At 72.4% G+C, this 15,265-nt stretch carries 14 protein-coding genes and 3 pseudogenes; 12 read left to right on the top strand and 5 right to left on the bottom strand.

Translation table 11 applies throughout. The features are described from left to right. Position 1: 1 nt before the first annotated feature. A complete protein-coding gene (locus BN1555_RS22175; RefSeq protein ID WP_093801014.1) occupies positions 2-1,609 on the bottom strand; it encodes an MFS transporter in 1,608 nt (535 codons plus the stop codon). 115 nt (positions 1,610-1,724) lie between these two features. Between BN1555_RS22175 and BN1555_RS22170 the strand changes: the two genes are divergently transcribed. The 7 genes from BN1555_RS22170 (at position 1,725) to BN1555_RS22140 (ending at position 9,196) form a co-directional block, all read left to right on the top strand. Then, positions 1,725-2,408 carry a TetR family transcriptional regulator gene (locus tag BN1555_RS22170; protein ID WP_093801013.1) on the top strand — a complete coding sequence of 228 codons (684 nt, stop codon included), beginning with the start codon at positions 1,725-1,727 and terminating at the stop codon, positions 2,406-2,408. A gap of 86 nt (positions 2,409-2,494) precedes the next feature. After that, a complete protein-coding gene (locus tag BN1555_RS22165; protein ID WP_093801012.1) occupies positions 2,495-3,706 on the top strand; it encodes an alpha/beta hydrolase in 1,212 nt (403 codons plus the stop codon). A gap of 96 nt (positions 3,707-3,802) precedes the next feature. Then, entirely contained in the window at positions 3,803-4,696 is an 894-nt protein-coding gene (locus BN1555_RS22160) for a DUF4429 domain-containing protein (RefSeq protein ID WP_176710098.1), read from the top strand. Positions 4,697-4,782: 86 nt separating this feature from the next. Then, positions 4,783-6,120: a sensor histidine kinase gene (locus BN1555_RS22155; protein WP_255306124.1), complete on the top strand. Its 1,338-nt coding sequence runs from the start codon at positions 4,783-4,785 to the stop codon at positions 6,118-6,120. Beyond that, on the top strand, positions 6,117-6,791 hold the full coding sequence (locus BN1555_RS22150; protein ID WP_093801009.1) for a response regulator: 675 nt from the start codon (positions 6,117-6,119) through the stop codon (positions 6,789-6,791). Before BN1555_RS22155 ends, BN1555_RS22150 begins: the two co-directional genes overlap by 4 nt. Positions 6,792-6,980: 189 nt before the next feature. Further along, positions 6,981-8,003, top strand: a complete 1,023-nt coding sequence (locus BN1555_RS22145; protein WP_093801008.1) for an alpha/beta hydrolase — start codon at positions 6,981-6,983, stop codon at positions 8,001-8,003. Then, the gene (locus BN1555_RS22140) at positions 8,003-9,196 is read left to right on the top strand and encodes an acyltransferase family protein (protein WP_093801007.1); all 1,194 of its coding nucleotides are present in this window, start codon (positions 8,003-8,005) and stop codon (positions 9,194-9,196) included. Before BN1555_RS22145 ends, BN1555_RS22140 begins: the two co-directional genes overlap by 1 nt. A 51-nt stretch (positions 9,197-9,247) precedes the next feature. Here BN1555_RS22140 and BN1555_RS22135 read toward each other — a convergent pair whose 3' ends face one another. Next, positions 9,248-10,264 (bottom strand): aldo/keto reductase, encoded by a 1,017-nt coding sequence (locus BN1555_RS22135; RefSeq protein WP_093801006.1) that lies wholly within the window; start codon positions 10,262-10,264, stop codon positions 9,248-9,250. Positions 10,265-10,271: 7 nt separating this feature from the next. Further along, a complete protein-coding gene (locus BN1555_RS22130) occupies positions 10,272-10,727 on the bottom strand; it encodes a MerR family transcriptional regulator (protein WP_093801005.1) in 456 nt (151 codons plus the stop codon). Between the two features lie 86 nt (positions 10,728-10,813). Here BN1555_RS22130 and BN1555_RS22125 point away from each other — a divergent pair. Together BN1555_RS22125 and BN1555_RS22120 are read left to right on the top strand one after the other, a co-directional pair. Continuing rightward, positions 10,814-11,322 (top strand): annotated as a pseudogene (locus BN1555_RS22125) (GNAT family N-acetyltransferase). A 19-nt stretch (positions 11,323-11,341) separates the two neighbouring features. Next, positions 11,342-12,166, top strand: a complete 825-nt coding sequence (locus tag BN1555_RS22120) for a serine hydrolase domain-containing protein (RefSeq protein ID WP_093801004.1) — start codon at positions 11,342-11,344, stop codon at positions 12,164-12,166. Here BN1555_RS22120 and BN1555_RS22115 read toward each other — a convergent pair. Beyond that, positions 12,163-12,654 (bottom strand): hypothetical protein, encoded by a 492-nt coding sequence (locus tag BN1555_RS22115; protein ID WP_255306123.1) that lies wholly within the window; start codon positions 12,652-12,654, stop codon positions 12,163-12,165. The genes BN1555_RS22120 and BN1555_RS22115 overlap by 4 nt on opposite strands. On the opposite strand from BN1555_RS22115, the pseudogene BN1555_RS22110 reads away from it, so the two are divergent. Together BN1555_RS22110 and BN1555_RS22105 are read left to right on the top strand one after the other, a co-directional pair. Next, positions 12,638-12,940 (top strand): annotated as a pseudogene (locus tag BN1555_RS22110) (zinc ribbon domain-containing protein); the annotation flags it as partial. The gene BN1555_RS22115 and the pseudogene BN1555_RS22110 overlap by 17 nt on opposite strands. A gap of 34 nt (positions 12,941-12,974) precedes the next feature. After that, a pseudogene (locus tag BN1555_RS22105) lies at positions 12,975-13,304 on the top strand (L,D-transpeptidase); the annotation flags it as partial. Positions 13,305-13,311: 7 nt separating this feature from the next. On the opposite strand, the gene BN1555_RS22100 reads toward BN1555_RS22105, so the two are convergent. Continuing rightward, on the bottom strand, positions 13,312-13,971 hold the full coding sequence (locus BN1555_RS22100) for a pirin family protein (RefSeq protein WP_176710097.1): 660 nt from the start codon (positions 13,969-13,971) through the stop codon (positions 13,312-13,314). A gap of 59 nt (positions 13,972-14,030) precedes the next feature. On the opposite strand from BN1555_RS22100, the gene BN1555_RS22095 reads away from it, so the two are divergent. After that, on the top strand, positions 14,031-15,230 hold the full coding sequence (locus tag BN1555_RS22095; protein WP_093801002.1) for a PucR family transcriptional regulator: 1,200 nt from the start codon (positions 14,031-14,033) through the stop codon (positions 15,228-15,230). Positions 15,231-15,265 lie beyond the last annotated feature (35 nt).

Here is a 15,265-nt window from a genome sequence, read left to right as displayed (position 1 = left end):
GTCAGATGTGGGCGCTGCCCGCGGCCGCGTCCGCGTTCTCACCGCGCTTGGTCAGGGTGGCGACGAGCGCCGCCACGACCGCGACGGCGCCCGCGACGGTGAAGGCGAGGTGCATGCCCGACACGAACGTGTCATGGATGACGGCGCCGATCTTGTCGATGACGGGCGGTTCCAGGCCCGCCTTGGCCAGCTCCTTGGTCGGCACGGAGGCGAACTCGGCCGCTTCCTCCAGCTTGGGGTCGGCCGGGATCGGGATGCCCGCCTCCTTCCAGTTGCCCGCGAAGTCGGCGCTGACCTTCGAGGACATGATCGCGCCGAGGACCGCGGTGCCGAGCGCGCCACCGACCTGCATGGCGGCCTGCTGGAGGCCGCCGGCGACGCCGGAGAGCTCCATCGGGGCGTTGCCGACGATGACCTCGGTGGCTCCGACCATGACCGGCGCGAGACCGAGGCCGAGGAGACCGAACCAGAGGGACATCATGAACGTGCTCGTGTCGGCCGAGAGCGTCGTCATGCCGAACATCGCGGCCGCGGTGGCGACCATGCCGCCGACCAGCGGGACCCGCGGGCCGAACTTGGTGATGAGCACACCCGCGAGCGGCGAGGAGACGATCATCATGCCGGTCAGCGGCAGCAGGTGCAGACCGCTGTCGACCGGGCTCATGCCGTGCACGCCCTGGAGGAAGAACGTCACGAAGAAGAGGCCGCCCATGAAGGCGATGGCCATGAGGACCATGAGGACGACGCCCGCGGAGAGCGGGACGGACCGGAACATGGCGAGCGGGATGAGCGGTTCGGCGACCTTCGTCTCCCAGACGGCGAAGACCGCGAAGAGGACGACGGAAGCTCCCAGCCAGGCCCAGGTGCTGGGGCTGTCCCAGCCCCACTCGCCGGCCTTGATGATGCCCCAGACGACGGCGAACATCGCGCCCGAGAGCAGCACGATGCCGGGGATGTCGAAGGAGCGCGGGGCATTGGCCGCGCGGTGGTCCTTGAGGATCACCAGGCCGAAGGCCAGCGCGACGATCCCGACGGGGACGTTGATGAAGAAGACGGACTGCCAGTTGACGTGCTCGACGAGCAGGCCGCCGACGATCGGACCGCCCGCGGTGGAAGCACCGATGACCATGCCCCAGATGCCGATGGCCATGTTCAGCTTCTCGGCGGGGAAGGTGGCGCGGAGCAGGCCGAGCGCGGCCGGCATGAGGAGCGCGCCGAACAGGCCCTGGAGCACTCGGAAGGTGATGACCAGGGCGATCTCGGTGGAAAGACCGATGGCCCCGGAGGCGAGGGCGAAGCCGGCGATGCCTATCAGGAAGGTCTGGCGGTGACCGAAGCGGTCGCCGAGCTTGCCCGCGGTGATGAGGGCGACGGCGAGGGCGAGCAGGTAGCCATTGGTGATCCACTGGACGTCGGCGAGCGTGGCACCGAGGTCCTTCTGAATGGCCGGGTTGGCGATCGCGACGATCGTGCCGTCGAGCGCGACCATCATCACGCCGATCGCCACGGAGAAGAGCGTCAGCCAAGGGTGTCCCCGGAGCCCCTTGGCCGGCCCCGCCGCGGGTTCCTGCGGCGGCGGAGCCTTGTCGATGGTCGTCTGACTAGTCATACCGCTCAAGCTAATGTCAGTGACTGACAGTTGACAAACGAATTCACTCGCCGGTAACTGTCAGGTAGCTCACAGGTATCCTGAGCTGGACAAAGGCGAAAGAGGCTACCTTCGAATGACCGAGCGGCAGGCGACGATCGAGTCGACGACGGGGCTGCGCGAGCGCAAGAAACAGCGCACCCGCGACGCCCTGCTGCGGGTCGCGCTGGAGCTCTTCACCACACAGGGGTACGAGCGCACGACCGTCGACGAGATCGCCGACGCCGTCGAGGTGTCCCAGCGCACCTTCTTCCGCTACTTCGCCAGCAAGGAGGAAGTCGCCTTCGCCGTCCAGGAGATGGTGGAGTCGCACTTCGTGGCGGAACTGCTCGCGCGCCCCCCGGAGGAGGGCCCGTTCGCCGCCATGCGCAATGCCGTCCTCGGCTCCTGGAACACCATCGGCGAGGCGATCGAGGCCGTCATCCCGGTCGAGCTGCACATGCGCACCTACCGGATGATCGAATCGACGCCCGCCCTGCTCGCCGCCCATCTGCGCCGCTCCACCGATCTGGAGGAGCGGATAGCCGGGATCGTCGCCGAGCGTGAGGAGCTCGACCTGGACGCCGATCCGCGGCCGCGCGTCGCCGTGGCGGCGTTCACCGGCGTCATGCGGGTGGCGGGGCGGCTGTGGGGGCAGGGCGAGGACGCCAGCATGGAGTCGATCAGGACGCTGACCGAGCTCTACCTGGACCACCTCGGGCCGGCGCTCGCCGCGGAGTGGCGCACGTCGGCGCGTACGCCGGGTGCACACGCGGTGTGATGACGCCCCTGCCGTTTCCGCCCTGAAACGTGATCCGCGTCACTGATTTCACAGCGGGCCTCATGCTTCTCCTAGGGTGGCCCGCAGTGACTTCCTTCGACACCTCCCCCACCCTCAACGCGTGGCGCGCGCTGCTCGCTCTCGCCGTGGTGTTCGTGCTGCTGGCCACCACGGGGTGGACCGCGATACGCCGTCACCAGGGCGGCTCCGATCTCCGTACGGCATCGCTCGCCGCCTGGGCACGGGACGGCATCGACGGAACCGACCTTCCGGAGGCCGGTTCCGCACCCGGCCTGCTGGCTCGTTTCTTCGCCGGTCTCACCGCCTCCCAGCGCGCCCGGCTGGTCGACCGCTACCCGTTCGTCGTAGGCAACCTGAACGGCGTCCCGCTCACCCTGCGCTACCGGGCCAACCGCCTGGCGCTCGCCCGGGCCCGCGCGGTCGAGCGGGAGCGCGTGCACGACAAGCGGCTCACCCTGGCGGGCCGCCAGACGGCGGACCGCAGGATGCACCGCTTCGAGTCGCTGATGGGCGAGGGGCGGCGGATCCTCGCCTTCGACCCCGACGGCTCCGGCCGGGTCGCCGAGGTCTTCGGTGACCTCGGACGCGCCGAGCGGGTCTCGGTCGTCGTCCCCGGCGTCGACACCAATGTGGTGAATTTCGAGCGGACGCGCCGCAAGCACACCGCGCCCGTCGGCATGGCGAAGTCCCTGTACGCCGCCGAGCGCGCCGCGGCGCCCCGTACCCGTACCGCCGTCATCGCCTGGGCCGACTACACCTCGCCCGTCGGTGTCGGCATGGACGCGGCCATCGGCAAGCTCGCCCGGGACGGCTCCAGGCGGCTCGACTCCCTCGTGCGGGCCCTGCCCGGCGACTCGGAGGTGTCGCTCTTCTGCCACAGCTACGGCTCGGTGGTGTGCGGCGTGGCCGCCCCCGCCCTGCCGTCCCGGGTCGCCGACATCGCGGTCGCGGGCAGCCCCGGCATGCGGGTCGAGAGCGCGAAACAGCTCGGCACCGGGGCCCGCGTGTGGGCCACCCGGGACCGCGACGACTGGATCCAGGGCGTGCCGTACCTGGAGGTCGGCGGGCTCGGCCACGGCGCGGACCCGGTGAGGCCGGAGTTCGGGGCGCGGGTCTTCTCCGCGTCCGGCGCGATCGGGCACACCGGCTATTTCGAGCCGGGGACGGAAAGTCTCAGCAACTTCGCCGGGATAGGCGTCGGCTCGTACTCCACCATCAGCTGCGCGGACGGTGACGGGGCCTGTCGGAGCGGAATTTCCGGTGCGGAAGCGAACTGACGCGCGTAGAACGCCGTATCGACCGGAGTGCGGCCCCGACATTGCGGCCGGCGCCGAGGGGCGACGCGCGGGCGCGCGCCGCATACGATGAGCCGCATGGGTGATGTGCTGGCCGGAATTCATGCCACCTGGGAGTTCGAGGACGACTCCGTGCTCATCCGCTTCGAACGGGGGATCCGCACGCCGAAGCTGTTCCAGGCGCTCGGCGAACGACGCATCCCGCACGAGGCGCTGGCGTCGGTGACCCTGACGCCGGGCAAGCGCGGCACAGTCGTCCTGCACGCGATCCCTAGACCGGGTGCCGACCCGCTGATGGAGGCCGCCGCCGGACAGCTGCGGGACGGCGCCGACCCGTACCGGCTGGTGCTGCCGGCCGAGCGCGAGACCCTCGCCGAGTACTACGCCGACGCACTGCGCGCCCTGCTCGGGTCCGACGCGAAGCTGCCCGCCGAGAAGTTCCTGGTGGCCGCCCCGCAGGCCCCGCTGCACTTCAAGGCGTACGACGGGAAGGCGTCCTTCGACGGGTCGCAGGTGTCGTTCCGCTGGTTCTGGACGGGCGCGTCCTCCGCCAAGTGGAAGGCCGGCGACCAGAGCTTCCGGGTCCAGGAGCTGAACGGCGTCGAGTGGCGCTCCCCCGATGTCTTCGACGGCTACCTGCGGCTCCTGCGGCGCGCCGGCTCCATGACCACGGCCTCGCCGCAGTCGGCCCAGGCCGACCAGGACCCGGCGGCCGTCGTCTTCGGCCTCGGCTACGGGCCGGTGCACGAGTCCCTGCCGTTCGCGGCGGCGGTGCTCGGTGCGGTACGCAGCGGAAGCGCGGCCGCCCTGGACGCGGTACCGGCCGAGCCCGTGCCCGCCCACGTCTCCGGGCGGCGCGACCCCGCCGACATCGCCGAGCGGATACGGCACCTCGGCGACCTGCACCGGGCCGGCCTGGTCACCGACGAGGAGTTCACCGCGAAGAAGGCGGAGCTGCTCGCGGAGCTGTAGACGGGCGTCATACCGGGGTACGGGACCGCTTCGCACCCCACGGTATGACGCCCGTACGCGGACCGCCTGCCTACGCTGGCCGGGCCATGACCGAACCCTCCCCGCACCGGCCCACGCCCCCGCCCCCGCCCCCCGCCGACGGCCTGATCAGCGCCGGGCGCCGCAACCTGCGCGCCCTCGCCCACGCCGTGTCCCACCCCTCGCACCCGCCGACGCCCCTGTTCGCCGACGCCCCGCAGCAGTGGCAGCGGCTGCTGCCGTACGCCGTGGCGCTCGCCCTCGTCGCCACGTTCCTCCCCGTCACCGTCACCGTCCTCACCCACGACTACGCCGTGTCCGGCGGCCTCGCCGGGGCCATCGCCGCCGCCCAGACCGTTCCGCTGCTGATGGTCGCGCACCGGCCGCTCCAGGCGTGGTGGATCATCCTGCCCGCCGATGTCGTCGGCGGGCTGTTCGCCCTGGGCGGTCCGGACGGCAGCGGCATCTGGCCGTGGACGCCGCCCGTCATCGTCGCGTACCTCTTCCTGATGCTCGCGCTGGCGCTGCGCGAGACGCGCCGGACCCTCATCGGTGTATGGATCGTCACCGGCGTGGCCGGCCTCGTCCTCGGCCAGTTCTTCCCCGAAGAGAGCGACGGCACGAACGTCCTGCTGATCGTGCTCAGCGCGGTCGTCCTGGTGATCGGCGGCGCGCTGCGCGAGCGCGGGGACGCGCAGCGGCGGCTCGTCGAGCAGGAGACCATCAGCGAGGCGGAGCGGTCCCGGCGCACACTGCTCGAGGAACGCACCCGTATCGCCCGCGAGTTGCACGACGTCGTGGCCCACCACATGTCGGTGATCACCGTGCAGGCGGACTCCGCGCCGTACCGCGTCGGCGGCCTCTCCCCCGAGGCGCGGGAGGAGTTCGCCTCGATCGCCGCGAGCGCGCGGGAGTCGCTGACCGAGATGCGACGGCTCCTGTCGGTGCTGCGCAGCGAGGACACGACGGGCGAGCGGGGGCCGCAGCCCGGCCTCGACCGGCTCCAGCAGCTCGTCGAGGCGACGGTGCGGGCCGGGGTGCCCGCCGAGCTGTCGCTCACCGCGGACCTCGCCGGCACGCGTCGGCTGCCGCAGTCCGTCGACCTTTCGGCGTACCGCATCGTGCAGGAGGCCCTGGCGAACGTCGTACGGCACGCGCCGGGCGCCACGACCCGGGTCTCGGTCTCCTCGGACGGCACGGACCTGACCGTCCTCGTCGTCAACGGGCCGCCCGCCGGGCCGGCTTCGCCCGTGGAGGCGGGCGGAGCGGGCGGTCACGGCCTCGTCGGGATGCGTGAACGCGTACGGTTGACCGGCGGCACGCTCGACACGGGCCCGCTGCCCGACGGCGGCTTCCGGGTCGCCGCCCGGCTTCCCCTCGGCGCGAAGGATCCCACCGCCCCATGACCATCCGCGTGATCATCGTCGACGACCAGGCCATGGTGCGGGCGGGGTTCGCCGCGCTGCTGTCGGCGCAGAGCGACATCGACGTGGTGGGCGAGGCGCCGGACGGGAGGCAGGGGATCGAGGTCAGCCGGAGCACGCACCCCGACGTGGTCCTCATGGACGTCCGGATGCCGGAGACGGACGGGCTGGCGGCGGCGCGCGAACTGCTGGATCCGCCGGCCGGGGTCGTCCACCGGCCGAAGGTCCTGATGCTCACCACGTTCGACGTGGACGACTACGTGTACGAGGCGCTGCGCGCCGGGGCATCCGGATTCCTGCTGAAGGACGCGCCCCCGGCGGACCTGATCTCGGCGGTACGGGTGGTGGCGGCCGGAGAGGCGCTGCTGGCGCCGTCGGTCACGCGGCGTCTGATCGCGGACTTCGCGCGGCTGCGGCCCGCGCCCCGGAAGGACCCGTCGCTGCGGCTCAACGGGCTTACGCCGCGTGAGACGGAGGTCCTGGAGCTGATCGCCCGGGGCCTCTCGAACCAGGAGATCGCGACCCACCTGATCCTGGCCGAACAGACGGTCAAGACGCACATCGGCCGCGTCCTGGCCAAACTGGACCTGCGCGACCGCGCGCAGGCGGTGATCTTCGCGTACGAGTCGGGGCTGGTCTCGCCGGGGGCGTGACGGTGCCCCGGTGAGGGCTTCGTGCCGGGTGCCGGGGCCTACGGGAACGGCACCCCGGAGCGGCACGCCCCCGGTACCCCCCGTACCCCGGTAGTACTTCCGACTTGGCTCTCCGGTGTGACGCCCCCGCAGGCGTCGTCTTCCTACCTTCCTCTCCGTCACCCGCCGGAAGAGGAAGAAGAGGCACCCATGCGCCGTTGCAAGAGGACCCTGGTCGCGGTCGTTCTCGCGACAACCGTCGTTTCGGGCACGGCCGGCTGGGCCTCCGGCACCGCGCAGGAGCCCGTCACCGGCCCGCCCCCCGGCAGCGCCGCCTGGCAGCGCGAGGGGCTGCCCGACCCGGTCGCGACCACCCCCGCCCGGATCGCCCGGTTCTTCGCGGCCCTCTCCCCCGGTCGGCAGCGGGACCTCGTCCGCCGTCACCCCACCGTCGTCGGCAACCTGGACGGCGTCCCCGTGGAGCTCCGTTACGCCGCCAACTCCCGTACCGCGCAAGCCCACGGCTTCGACCGCCTCGCGGACCCCGGCCGTCAGATCCTCGCCCTCGACCCGCGCGGCCGTGGTCGGGCCGCCGAGGTGTACGGCGATCTGGACACGGCCGAGCACGTGGCCGTCGTCGTCCCCGGGTCGGACATGGACGCCCGTACCTTCGACCGTACGAAGGACCCCTACGGCACCCCGGCCGGCATGGCCAGGTCGCTGCGCGACGCGACGAAGGGCCACCGCACCGCCGTGATCGCGTGGGCCGGGTACACCACCCCCGTCGGCCTGGGCCCGGACGCCGCCACCGGTGACCTCGCCGAGGCCGGCGCCGGCCGTCTCGCACGGCTGGCGGACGGGCTCGACGCGACCGGCGCCCCGGATCCGGCCCTCTTCTGCCACAGCTACGGCTCGGTGGTGTGCGGCCTGGCCGCCCCGCGCCTCGATGCCGCCGACGTCGTGGCCCTCGGCTCCCCCGGCATGCGCGCGAAGAACGTCGGCGACCTGCGCACGGACGCCCGCGTATGGGCCGCCAAGAGCCCGTCCGACTGGATCGACGACATCCCGAACGTCGAGTTCGCCGGCCTCGGCCACGGCGCCGACCCCACCGCCCCCGCCTTCGGCGCCCGCCGCGTCCCGGCCGGTGACGCCGAAGGACACACCGGCTACTTCGCCCCCGGCACCCGGTCCCTCCGTGCCTTCGCCGCGATCACCCTCGGGGAGGAGCTGTGATGAGCGCCCTCGCAGCGAAGATCGAGGCGCGGACCCCCGCCCACCGCGACCGCGCGGTCGACGGCCTGCGCGCGCTCGCCCTCCTCGCCGTGCCCACCGGCCACTGGATGCTCGGCGGTTTCACCCTGGACGGCGACGGCGCCCTGCACAACGCCAGCCCGCTCTCCTCCTTCGGCTTCTTCGCACCGGTGAGCTGGGTGCTCCAGATGCTGGGCATCTTCTTCCTGGTCGGGGGCTACGCCTCGGCCCTGTCGTACCGCCGCCACCAGGGCTCCACCGGCGCGTGGCTGCGCGGCCGGATCGCGCGGCTCGGCCGGCCCGTGCTCGGTGTGACCGCCGTGTGGGCGGTGATGATCCCGGTGCTGTACGCGCTGGGGGTGCCGGGCACGACGCTGCGGACCGGGGCGACGCTGGTGATCCAGCCACTGTGGTTCGTGGGCGTGTACGTGGCGGTGACCGCCCTGACCCCGTACTGCGTCCGCGCCGCCCGCGCGACGGGCGCCTGGGCCGCCGCACCCCTCATCGGCTTTGTCGCCGTCGTCGACTTCCTGCGCTACGGCCCGTACGCCGACGCCGTGCCGTCCTGGCTGAACCTGCTGAACCTGCTCCCCGGCTGGCTCTTCGCGTACCAGCTCGGCGTCTGCTGGGGCGAGAAGCGCATCGGCAGGCGCGGCGGCGTCCTGCTGCTGGCGGGTGGTGCGGCCCTGTTCGCCGTGCTGCTGCTGGCCTTCCACTACCCTGCGTCGATGGTCGGCGTACCGGGTGAGGCCCGCACCAACTCGCACCCGCCGTCCCTGCTGGTCCTCGCCCTCGCCGCGGCCCAGAGCGGCGCCGCGATCCTGCTGCGCGAACGCATCGGCAGGCTGCTGCGCAGGCCGTCGCTGTGGGCCCCGGTCGTGGTGATCAACCTGTCGGCGATGACGGTGCTGTGCTGGCACCAGACGGCGATGCTCGCCGCGGCCGTCCCGGGCTCGTTCCTCGGTACGGTCGCGGGCCTGACGGCGGCGCCCGATTCGCTGGGCTGGGTCCTGGCGAGGGCGGCGTGGCTGCCGGTGTTCGCGGGGCTGCTGATCCTGATCGGGCGTTACACGCGCGGGTTCGAGACGCCGTGGACGAGGACGACGAAGGCCCGCCGCGCGGCAGCGGGGCTGCTCGCGGCGGGCTTCGCGGTGTTCGCGCTGGGGCTGGCGTGAGGCTCCGGAGCGAGGGGCCGGTGCGGATCCCGCCGGCCCCTCCCGTCCTCGCTACTCGCGCCCGGCGGAGGTGAACGTCATGTCCGCGTACCGGCCGCCGGCCACCTGGTCCGCGATCGGTTCGAGCAGCTCCATCTCGCTCTCGGTGAGCAGGAGCCGGGTGGCGGCGGCGTTCTCCTCGACCCGGGTGCGCCTGCGCGTTCCCGGGATCGGTACGACGGGGAGCCCGTGCACCTGCGTCTGCTGCTGCACCCAGGCGAGCGCGACCTGCCCGAGCGTGGCATTGCGCCCCTCGGCGAGCTTGCGCACCGGGTCGAGCAGCGAGGCGTTCGCGACGGCGTTGTCACCGTTGAAGCGCGGCTGGTTGCGGCGGAAGTCGCCTTCGGTCAGGTCCTTCTCGGCGCTGGTGAAGGAGCCGGTGAGGAAGCCGCGGCCGAGCGGGGAGTACGGGACCAGGGCGACGCCGAGTTCGCGTGCCGCCGGTACGACGCCCGCCTCGATGTCGCGGCTGAACAGCGACCACTCGGACTGTACGGCCGCGATCGGGTGCACGGCCTGCGCGGCCCGCAGCTCGCTGCCGGTGACCTCGCTCAGTCCGAGGTGCTTGACCTTGCCCTCGCGCACGAGCTCGGCCATCACGCCGACCGTCTCCTCGATGGGGACGTTCACGTCACGCCGGTGCATGTAGTAGAGGTCGATCTCGTCGACCTCCAGGCGCCGGAGGCTGTTCTCGATGCACTGGCGGATGTAGGCGGGGTCGTTGTTGATGATCCGCTTCGCCGGGTCGCGGGGGTCCATCGCCAGCGCGAACTTCGTCGCGACGACGACCTCGTCCCGGTGCGCCCTGAAGAACGGCGCCAGGAACCTCTCGTTCTCGCCGGCCGCGTACGCGTCCGCCGTGTCGTACAGCGTGATGCCGAGTTCCAGCGCCCGCTCCAGCGTGGCCCGCGCCTCATCGGCGTCCGTGGGTCCGTACGCGAAGCTCATGCCCATGCAGCCCAGGCCCTGTACGCCGACCTCCGGTCCGCCGGTGCCGAGCTGGACTTTTTGGATCCTGCTGTCGCTCATGTGGGTTTCAGGCCCTCTCCGACGCCCGCCGGGCGTCCGCGTAGAAGTCGATCTTGTGGTCCAGTACGGCGAGCGTGTCGTGGAGCTCGGCGATGCGCGTGCGCACGTTCCTGCGGGTGGCCTCCAGCAGTTCCTGGCGCGCTTCGAAGGTGTGCTCGCCCTCCCGCACCAGTTCGGCGTACCTGACCATGTCCGCGACCGGCATCCCGGTCAGCCGCAGCTTGCCGACGAAGGCGAGCCAGTCCAGGTCCCTGTTGCGAAACCGCCGCTGGCCGGTGTGCGAGCGGCCGACGTGCGGCATGAGGCCGATCCGCTCGTACCAGCGCAAGGTGTACGCCGTGAGCCCGGTGTGCGCCGCCACCTCGCTGATCGTGTAGTGGTCCTGGCCTTCGGGGCGGGGGTGCGCCCGGGGCGCCGCTCCGCAGACGTCGGTGCGCGCGGGTGCGGTTTCCGTCACGGTCATGGCCTCCACGCTAGGACCTTGGAGTGCACTCGAAGCAACCGTAAGCCTGAAGAAGTTTCCGGCCGTGCGCACTATCCTCCGTCCCCGTGAGCCGCGTACGCCGTGCCGACGCCGCCGACGCCGCGGAAGTCCTCCGCCTGCGCCAGGTGATGATCGACTCGGTCTTCCCCACCAGCACTCTCCCAAACTCCCGACTCCGCTCGGGCGGGGGGGCGCACCCGTCCGACTGGCACACCGATTCCCTCCCCACCCTGCGCGGGAGACCGGCGGACCCGGACGGGAACTTCGCCGCCTTCGTCATGGACCACCCGGACCGGCCGGGAGCCCTGGCCGCGCTCACCGCCGGTACGGTCGAGTACCGCATCGGGCGCTCCGGCAATCCGCACGGCGCCGTCGGTCACGTCCTCAGCGTCGCCACCGACCCGGACCAGCGCCGCCGCGGCCACGCCCGCGCGTGCATGGAGGCGCTGCTGGACTGGTTCCGCGAGCGGGCGTGGTGAGCGTCGGCCTCAACGCCTCCGAGGAGGCGGAGCCGCTCTACGCCTCGCTGGGCTTCGTCCGCAAGCCCGACCCCTCGATGCGGCTCGACCTCTAGGGCCTTTACGCTCGTACCCATGCAGAGCCTGGCGATGACCGAGAACTGGCCGGTACCCACCGCGGCGGCCGCCGTCGTACGGGCGGACGGCACCGTCGCCGCCGCGCACGGCCCGACCGCGCACCGCTTCCCGCTGGCGTCGGTCACCAAGCCGCTCGCCGCGTACGCCGCGCTCGTCGCGTACGAGGAGGGTGCCGTCGAGCTCGACGAGCCGGCCGGCCCCGAAGGATCCACGGTCCGCCACCTCCTCGCCCACACCAGTGGCCTCGCCTTCGACGAGCACCGCGTGATGGCGCCCCCCGGCGAGCGCAGGCTCTACTCCAACGCGGGTTTCGAGGTCCTCGGCGACCACATCGCGAAGGCGACGGACATTCCCTTCGCCGAGTACCTGCGCCAGGCGGTGCTGGAGCCGCTGGGCATGACGGCCACGTCGCTGGACGGCTCGCCCGCCAAGGACGGCGTCTCGACCGTCGACGACCTGGCGCGGTTCGCCGCCGAACTCCAGGCCCCGCGCCTGCTCGACACGCGTACGGTCGCCGGGGCCACCGCCGTCGTCCACCCGGGGCTGAAGGGCGTGCTGCCCGGGTACGGCCACCAGAACCCGAACGACTGGGGCCTCGGCTTCGAGATCCGCGACTCCAAGTCCCCGCATTGGACCGGCGGTTCGTCCTCGCCGCGCACCTTCGGACACTTCGGCCAGTCCGGCACGTTCCTGTGGGTGGACCCGGACGCGGGGATCGCGTGCGTGGCACTGACGGACCGGGCGTTCGGGCCGTGGGCCGTCGAGGTCTGGCCGCAGTTCACGGACGCCGTGCTCGCCGAATTCGGCCCGGCCGCCGCCTAGACGCAGCCGGTGGCCGGCAGCGAGCCGTCGCTGCCCGTGAGAGCCACTTTCACCAGGCCCTCGGGGTCCTCGGCGTGTGCCGTCGTACAGACCAGCTGCCGGACGGCGGCGGCGTCGAGTGGGCGCACCGCGAACGCGGTCGTGACCTGGACCGCCTCCGGCGCGCCCGGTACGGAGTCCTCCCGGGCCGCCGGCACCGCCTCGACCGGCTCCGGATCTGCGGGCAGCCGGGTGGTGAGCCCGGCAGCCCGCTCCTCCTCGGTGGGGCCGGCGAGCAGCACGGCGAGCGCCTCGGCGGTCGGCGGGGGGCTGTTCCCCCAGTCGAGGGGCCTGGCCACGGGGACCGGCCTGCCGTCCGGCCCGACGAAGAAGAGCAGCATCCTCTCCAACCGGTCGGGGACGACGGGGACGACGGCCGGGCCGCCCGCCTCGACCGCTTCGCTGGCCCGGATCCCGCACCCGGCGAGCAGCAGCGAAGCCGACGCCAAGGCTGGGCTGAACCGCAGCACCCTGGACGCGGGTCGGGGGATGTTCTTCGGAATCCTGGCGCAGAAGGCTGAAAGTGCCGCTCACCGAGTGATCCCGGTAGGTGCCCGCAACACCTCCCGCACCCGCCCACCCTCAGCCGGAGGATGCGGGCACGTCGCCAGGGAGAACCGTGTCACCCAAGCGAAGTTCGAGTGCGCCAGGTGCGGGTTCGTCGAGAACGCCGACGCAGTAGGCGCCTTGAACGTCAAGCACAGGGCCGGGCTGGTCCTCTGCGCGAAGGCTTAGCCACCGGCGCAGGAAGCTCGCGACTTCAGTCACGGGCGGAGTCGCCGACATGAGCTCGGAGACGGTGGGCCTGGGCGACGCCTACGACAAGATGGTCGACCACTCGACGCGTCCGGCCTGGTCGGGGATGTACGCACACGCCGCGCCCTGGAACGCCGCCCACTTCGGCAACGCCAACATGAGCTCGGGCTGCATCGGCATGAGCGACTCCGACGCGGCGTACTCCTACGGCCGGGTCCGGGTGGGCGACCCGTTCGAGATCAAGGGCGCGGACACCAAGGGGACGGTCGCCGAGGGCAACGGCTACGGCGTCCAAAACGTGCCCTGGGAGTGGTGGAAGGCCAAGAGCGCACTGCGCGGCTGACGCACCGTCAGCCGCTCATCTCCCACAGCAGCACCTCGGCGGGGGCGGCGGCCGCCACCAGCTCCAGGCCGTCCGCCCCGGTGATCCGGGCCGCGTCGCCGGGCCCCAGCTCGTGCTCCCCGAGGCCGAAGCGGCCCCGTACGACATGGACGTACACCAGCGGCGCGTCCGGGACCGCCGTCCGCCCGCCGGCCCCGGGGCGCCGCACGTGCAGCAGCGCGCCGGCCGCCGGCAGGGCGTACGGCGTGGCGTCGGCGATGCCGCGCACGACCTCGTACGAGGGTTCGCCGCCGGGGCCCCGCGGCGCCAGCCACATCTGCACGAAGACCAGCGGTCCCTCGCCGTCGTTGCGCTCCACGTGCCGGACCCCGGCACCCGAGCTGAGCCGCTGCACGTCGCCGGGGCGTACGACGGTGGAGTGCCCGGCCGAGTCGCGGTGGGTCAGCTCGCCCTCCACCACCCACGTCACGATCTCGGTGTGGCTGTGCGGGTGCTCGTCGAATCCGGCGCCGGGCGCGAGACGCTCCTCGTTGCAGGCGAGGACCGCGCCGAAGCGGAGGTGGTCGGGGTCGTAGAAGTGCCCGAAGGAGAAGGCGTGGAAGGACTCGATGCCGGCGGGGGCGTCGCCCCCGCGGAAGCGGTCCGCGGAGCGCCGTACGGAAATCACAGGGACCACCGTAGCCCCCGGCCCGACGGGCCGCGGTTCCGATAAGGCAGTCTTGTCCCGTGCCCCAACCCGATCCTGAGCAGCCCGCCGCGAACGCCGCCCACCCGCACACCGCGACCCTGCGCCGGCTGGAGAAGTCCTCCGGCCGCCTCGCCGCGAACGCGATCGCCCGCATGGACGAGACGCTGCCGTGGTACCGGGCCATGCCGCCGGAGAACCGGTCGTGGATCGGCCTGGTCGCCCAGGCCGGCATCGCCGCGTTCACCGAGTGGTTCCGGCATCCCGAGACCCCGCAGGCCATCTCCACCGACGTCTTCGGCACCGCGCCCCGCGAGCTGACCCGGGCGATCACCCTGCGCCAGACCGTCGAGATGGTGCGCACGACGATCGAGGTCATGGAGACCGCGATCGAGGAGGTCGCGGCGCCGGGAGACGAGTCGGTCCTGCGCGAGGCCCTGCTCGTGTACGCCCGCGAGATCGCCTTCGCGACCGCCCAGGTGTACGCGCAGGCCGCCGAGGCCCGCGGTGCCTGGGACGCCCGCCTGGAATCCCTCGTCGTGAACGCGGTGCTGTCCGGCGAGGCCGACGAGGGCGCGGTCTCCCGCGCGGCGGCGCTGGGCTGGAACTCCCCGGAACACGTCTGCGTCGTCCTCGGCACCGCGCCCGACGGCGACTCCGAGCTGACGGTCGAGGCGATCCGGCGGGCCGCCCGGCACGCCAGGCTCCAGGTCCTGACCGGGGTGCTCGGCAGCCGTCTGGTCGTCATCGCGGGCGGCAGCGACAACCCGCTCCAGGTCGCGAAGGGCCTGATCGGCCCGTACGCGGCGGGCCCCGTGGTCGCCGGGCCCGTGGTCCCGGACCTGCTCGCCGCCACCCGGTCCGCGCAGGCCGCCGCCGCCGGGCTCAAGGCGTGCCAGGCCTGGCAGGACGCCCCGCGTCCGGTCCTCGCGGACGATCTCCTTCCGGAGCGGGCCATCGCGTCGGATCCTGCCGCGCGGGAGCAGTTGGTGGAGGAGATCTACAGACCGCTGGAGGAAGCGGGCTCGGCGCTGCTGGAGACACTGAGCGTGTACCTGGAGCAGGCGAGCAGCCTCGAAGGCGCGGCGCGGATGCTCTTCGTGCACCCCAACACCGTGCGCTACCGGCTTCGACGTGTGACGGATGTCACCGGATGGTCACCCTCCGACGTCCGTTCCGCGTTCACGCTGCGGATCGCCCTCATCCTGGGGCGCCTGGCCGACGGAGATTCACAGCCCTAGACTTTTGTCGCAATCCAACAATTCCCCCGACGGTT

Source organism: Streptomyces sp. Wb2n-11 (assembly GCF_001049855.1).
Taxonomy (GTDB): Bacteria; Actinomycetota; Actinomycetes; order Streptomycetales; family Streptomycetaceae; genus Streptomyces; species Streptomyces altiplanensis.
Note: the sequence above shows the minus strand (reverse complement) of the source record. Positions and strands in the feature narration are given on the sequence as shown.

Coding starts and splice junctions, on each gene's coding strand:
- BN1555_RS22175 (WP_093801014.1), bottom strand. CDS start 1,609: ATGACTAGTCAGACGACCATCGACAAGGCTCCGCCGCCGCAGGAACCC.
- BN1555_RS22170 (WP_093801013.1), top strand. CDS start 1,725: ATGACCGAGCGGCAGGCGACGATCGAGTCGACGACGGGGCTGCGCGAG.
- BN1555_RS22160 (WP_176710098.1), top strand. CDS start 3,803: ATGGGTGATGTGCTGGCCGGAATTCATGCCACCTGGGAGTTCGAGGAC.
- BN1555_RS22155 (WP_255306124.1), top strand. CDS start 4,783: ATGACCGAACCCTCCCCGCACCGGCCCACGCCCCCGCCCCCGCCCCCC.
- BN1555_RS22150 (WP_093801009.1), top strand. CDS start 6,117: ATGACCATCCGCGTGATCATCGTCGACGACCAGGCCATGGTGCGGGCG.
- BN1555_RS22145 (WP_093801008.1), top strand. CDS start 6,981: ATGCGCCGTTGCAAGAGGACCCTGGTCGCGGTCGTTCTCGCGACAACC.
- BN1555_RS22140 (WP_093801007.1), top strand. CDS start 8,003: ATGAGCGCCCTCGCAGCGAAGATCGAGGCGCGGACCCCCGCCCACCGC.
- BN1555_RS22135 (WP_093801006.1), bottom strand. CDS start 10,264: ATGAGCGACAGCAGGATCCAAAAAGTCCAGCTCGGCACCGGCGGACCG.
- BN1555_RS22130 (WP_093801005.1), bottom strand. CDS start 10,727: ATGACCGTGACGGAAACCGCACCCGCGCGCACCGACGTCTGCGGAGCG.
- BN1555_RS22120 (WP_093801004.1), top strand. CDS start 11,342: ATGCAGAGCCTGGCGATGACCGAGAACTGGCCGGTACCCACCGCGGCG.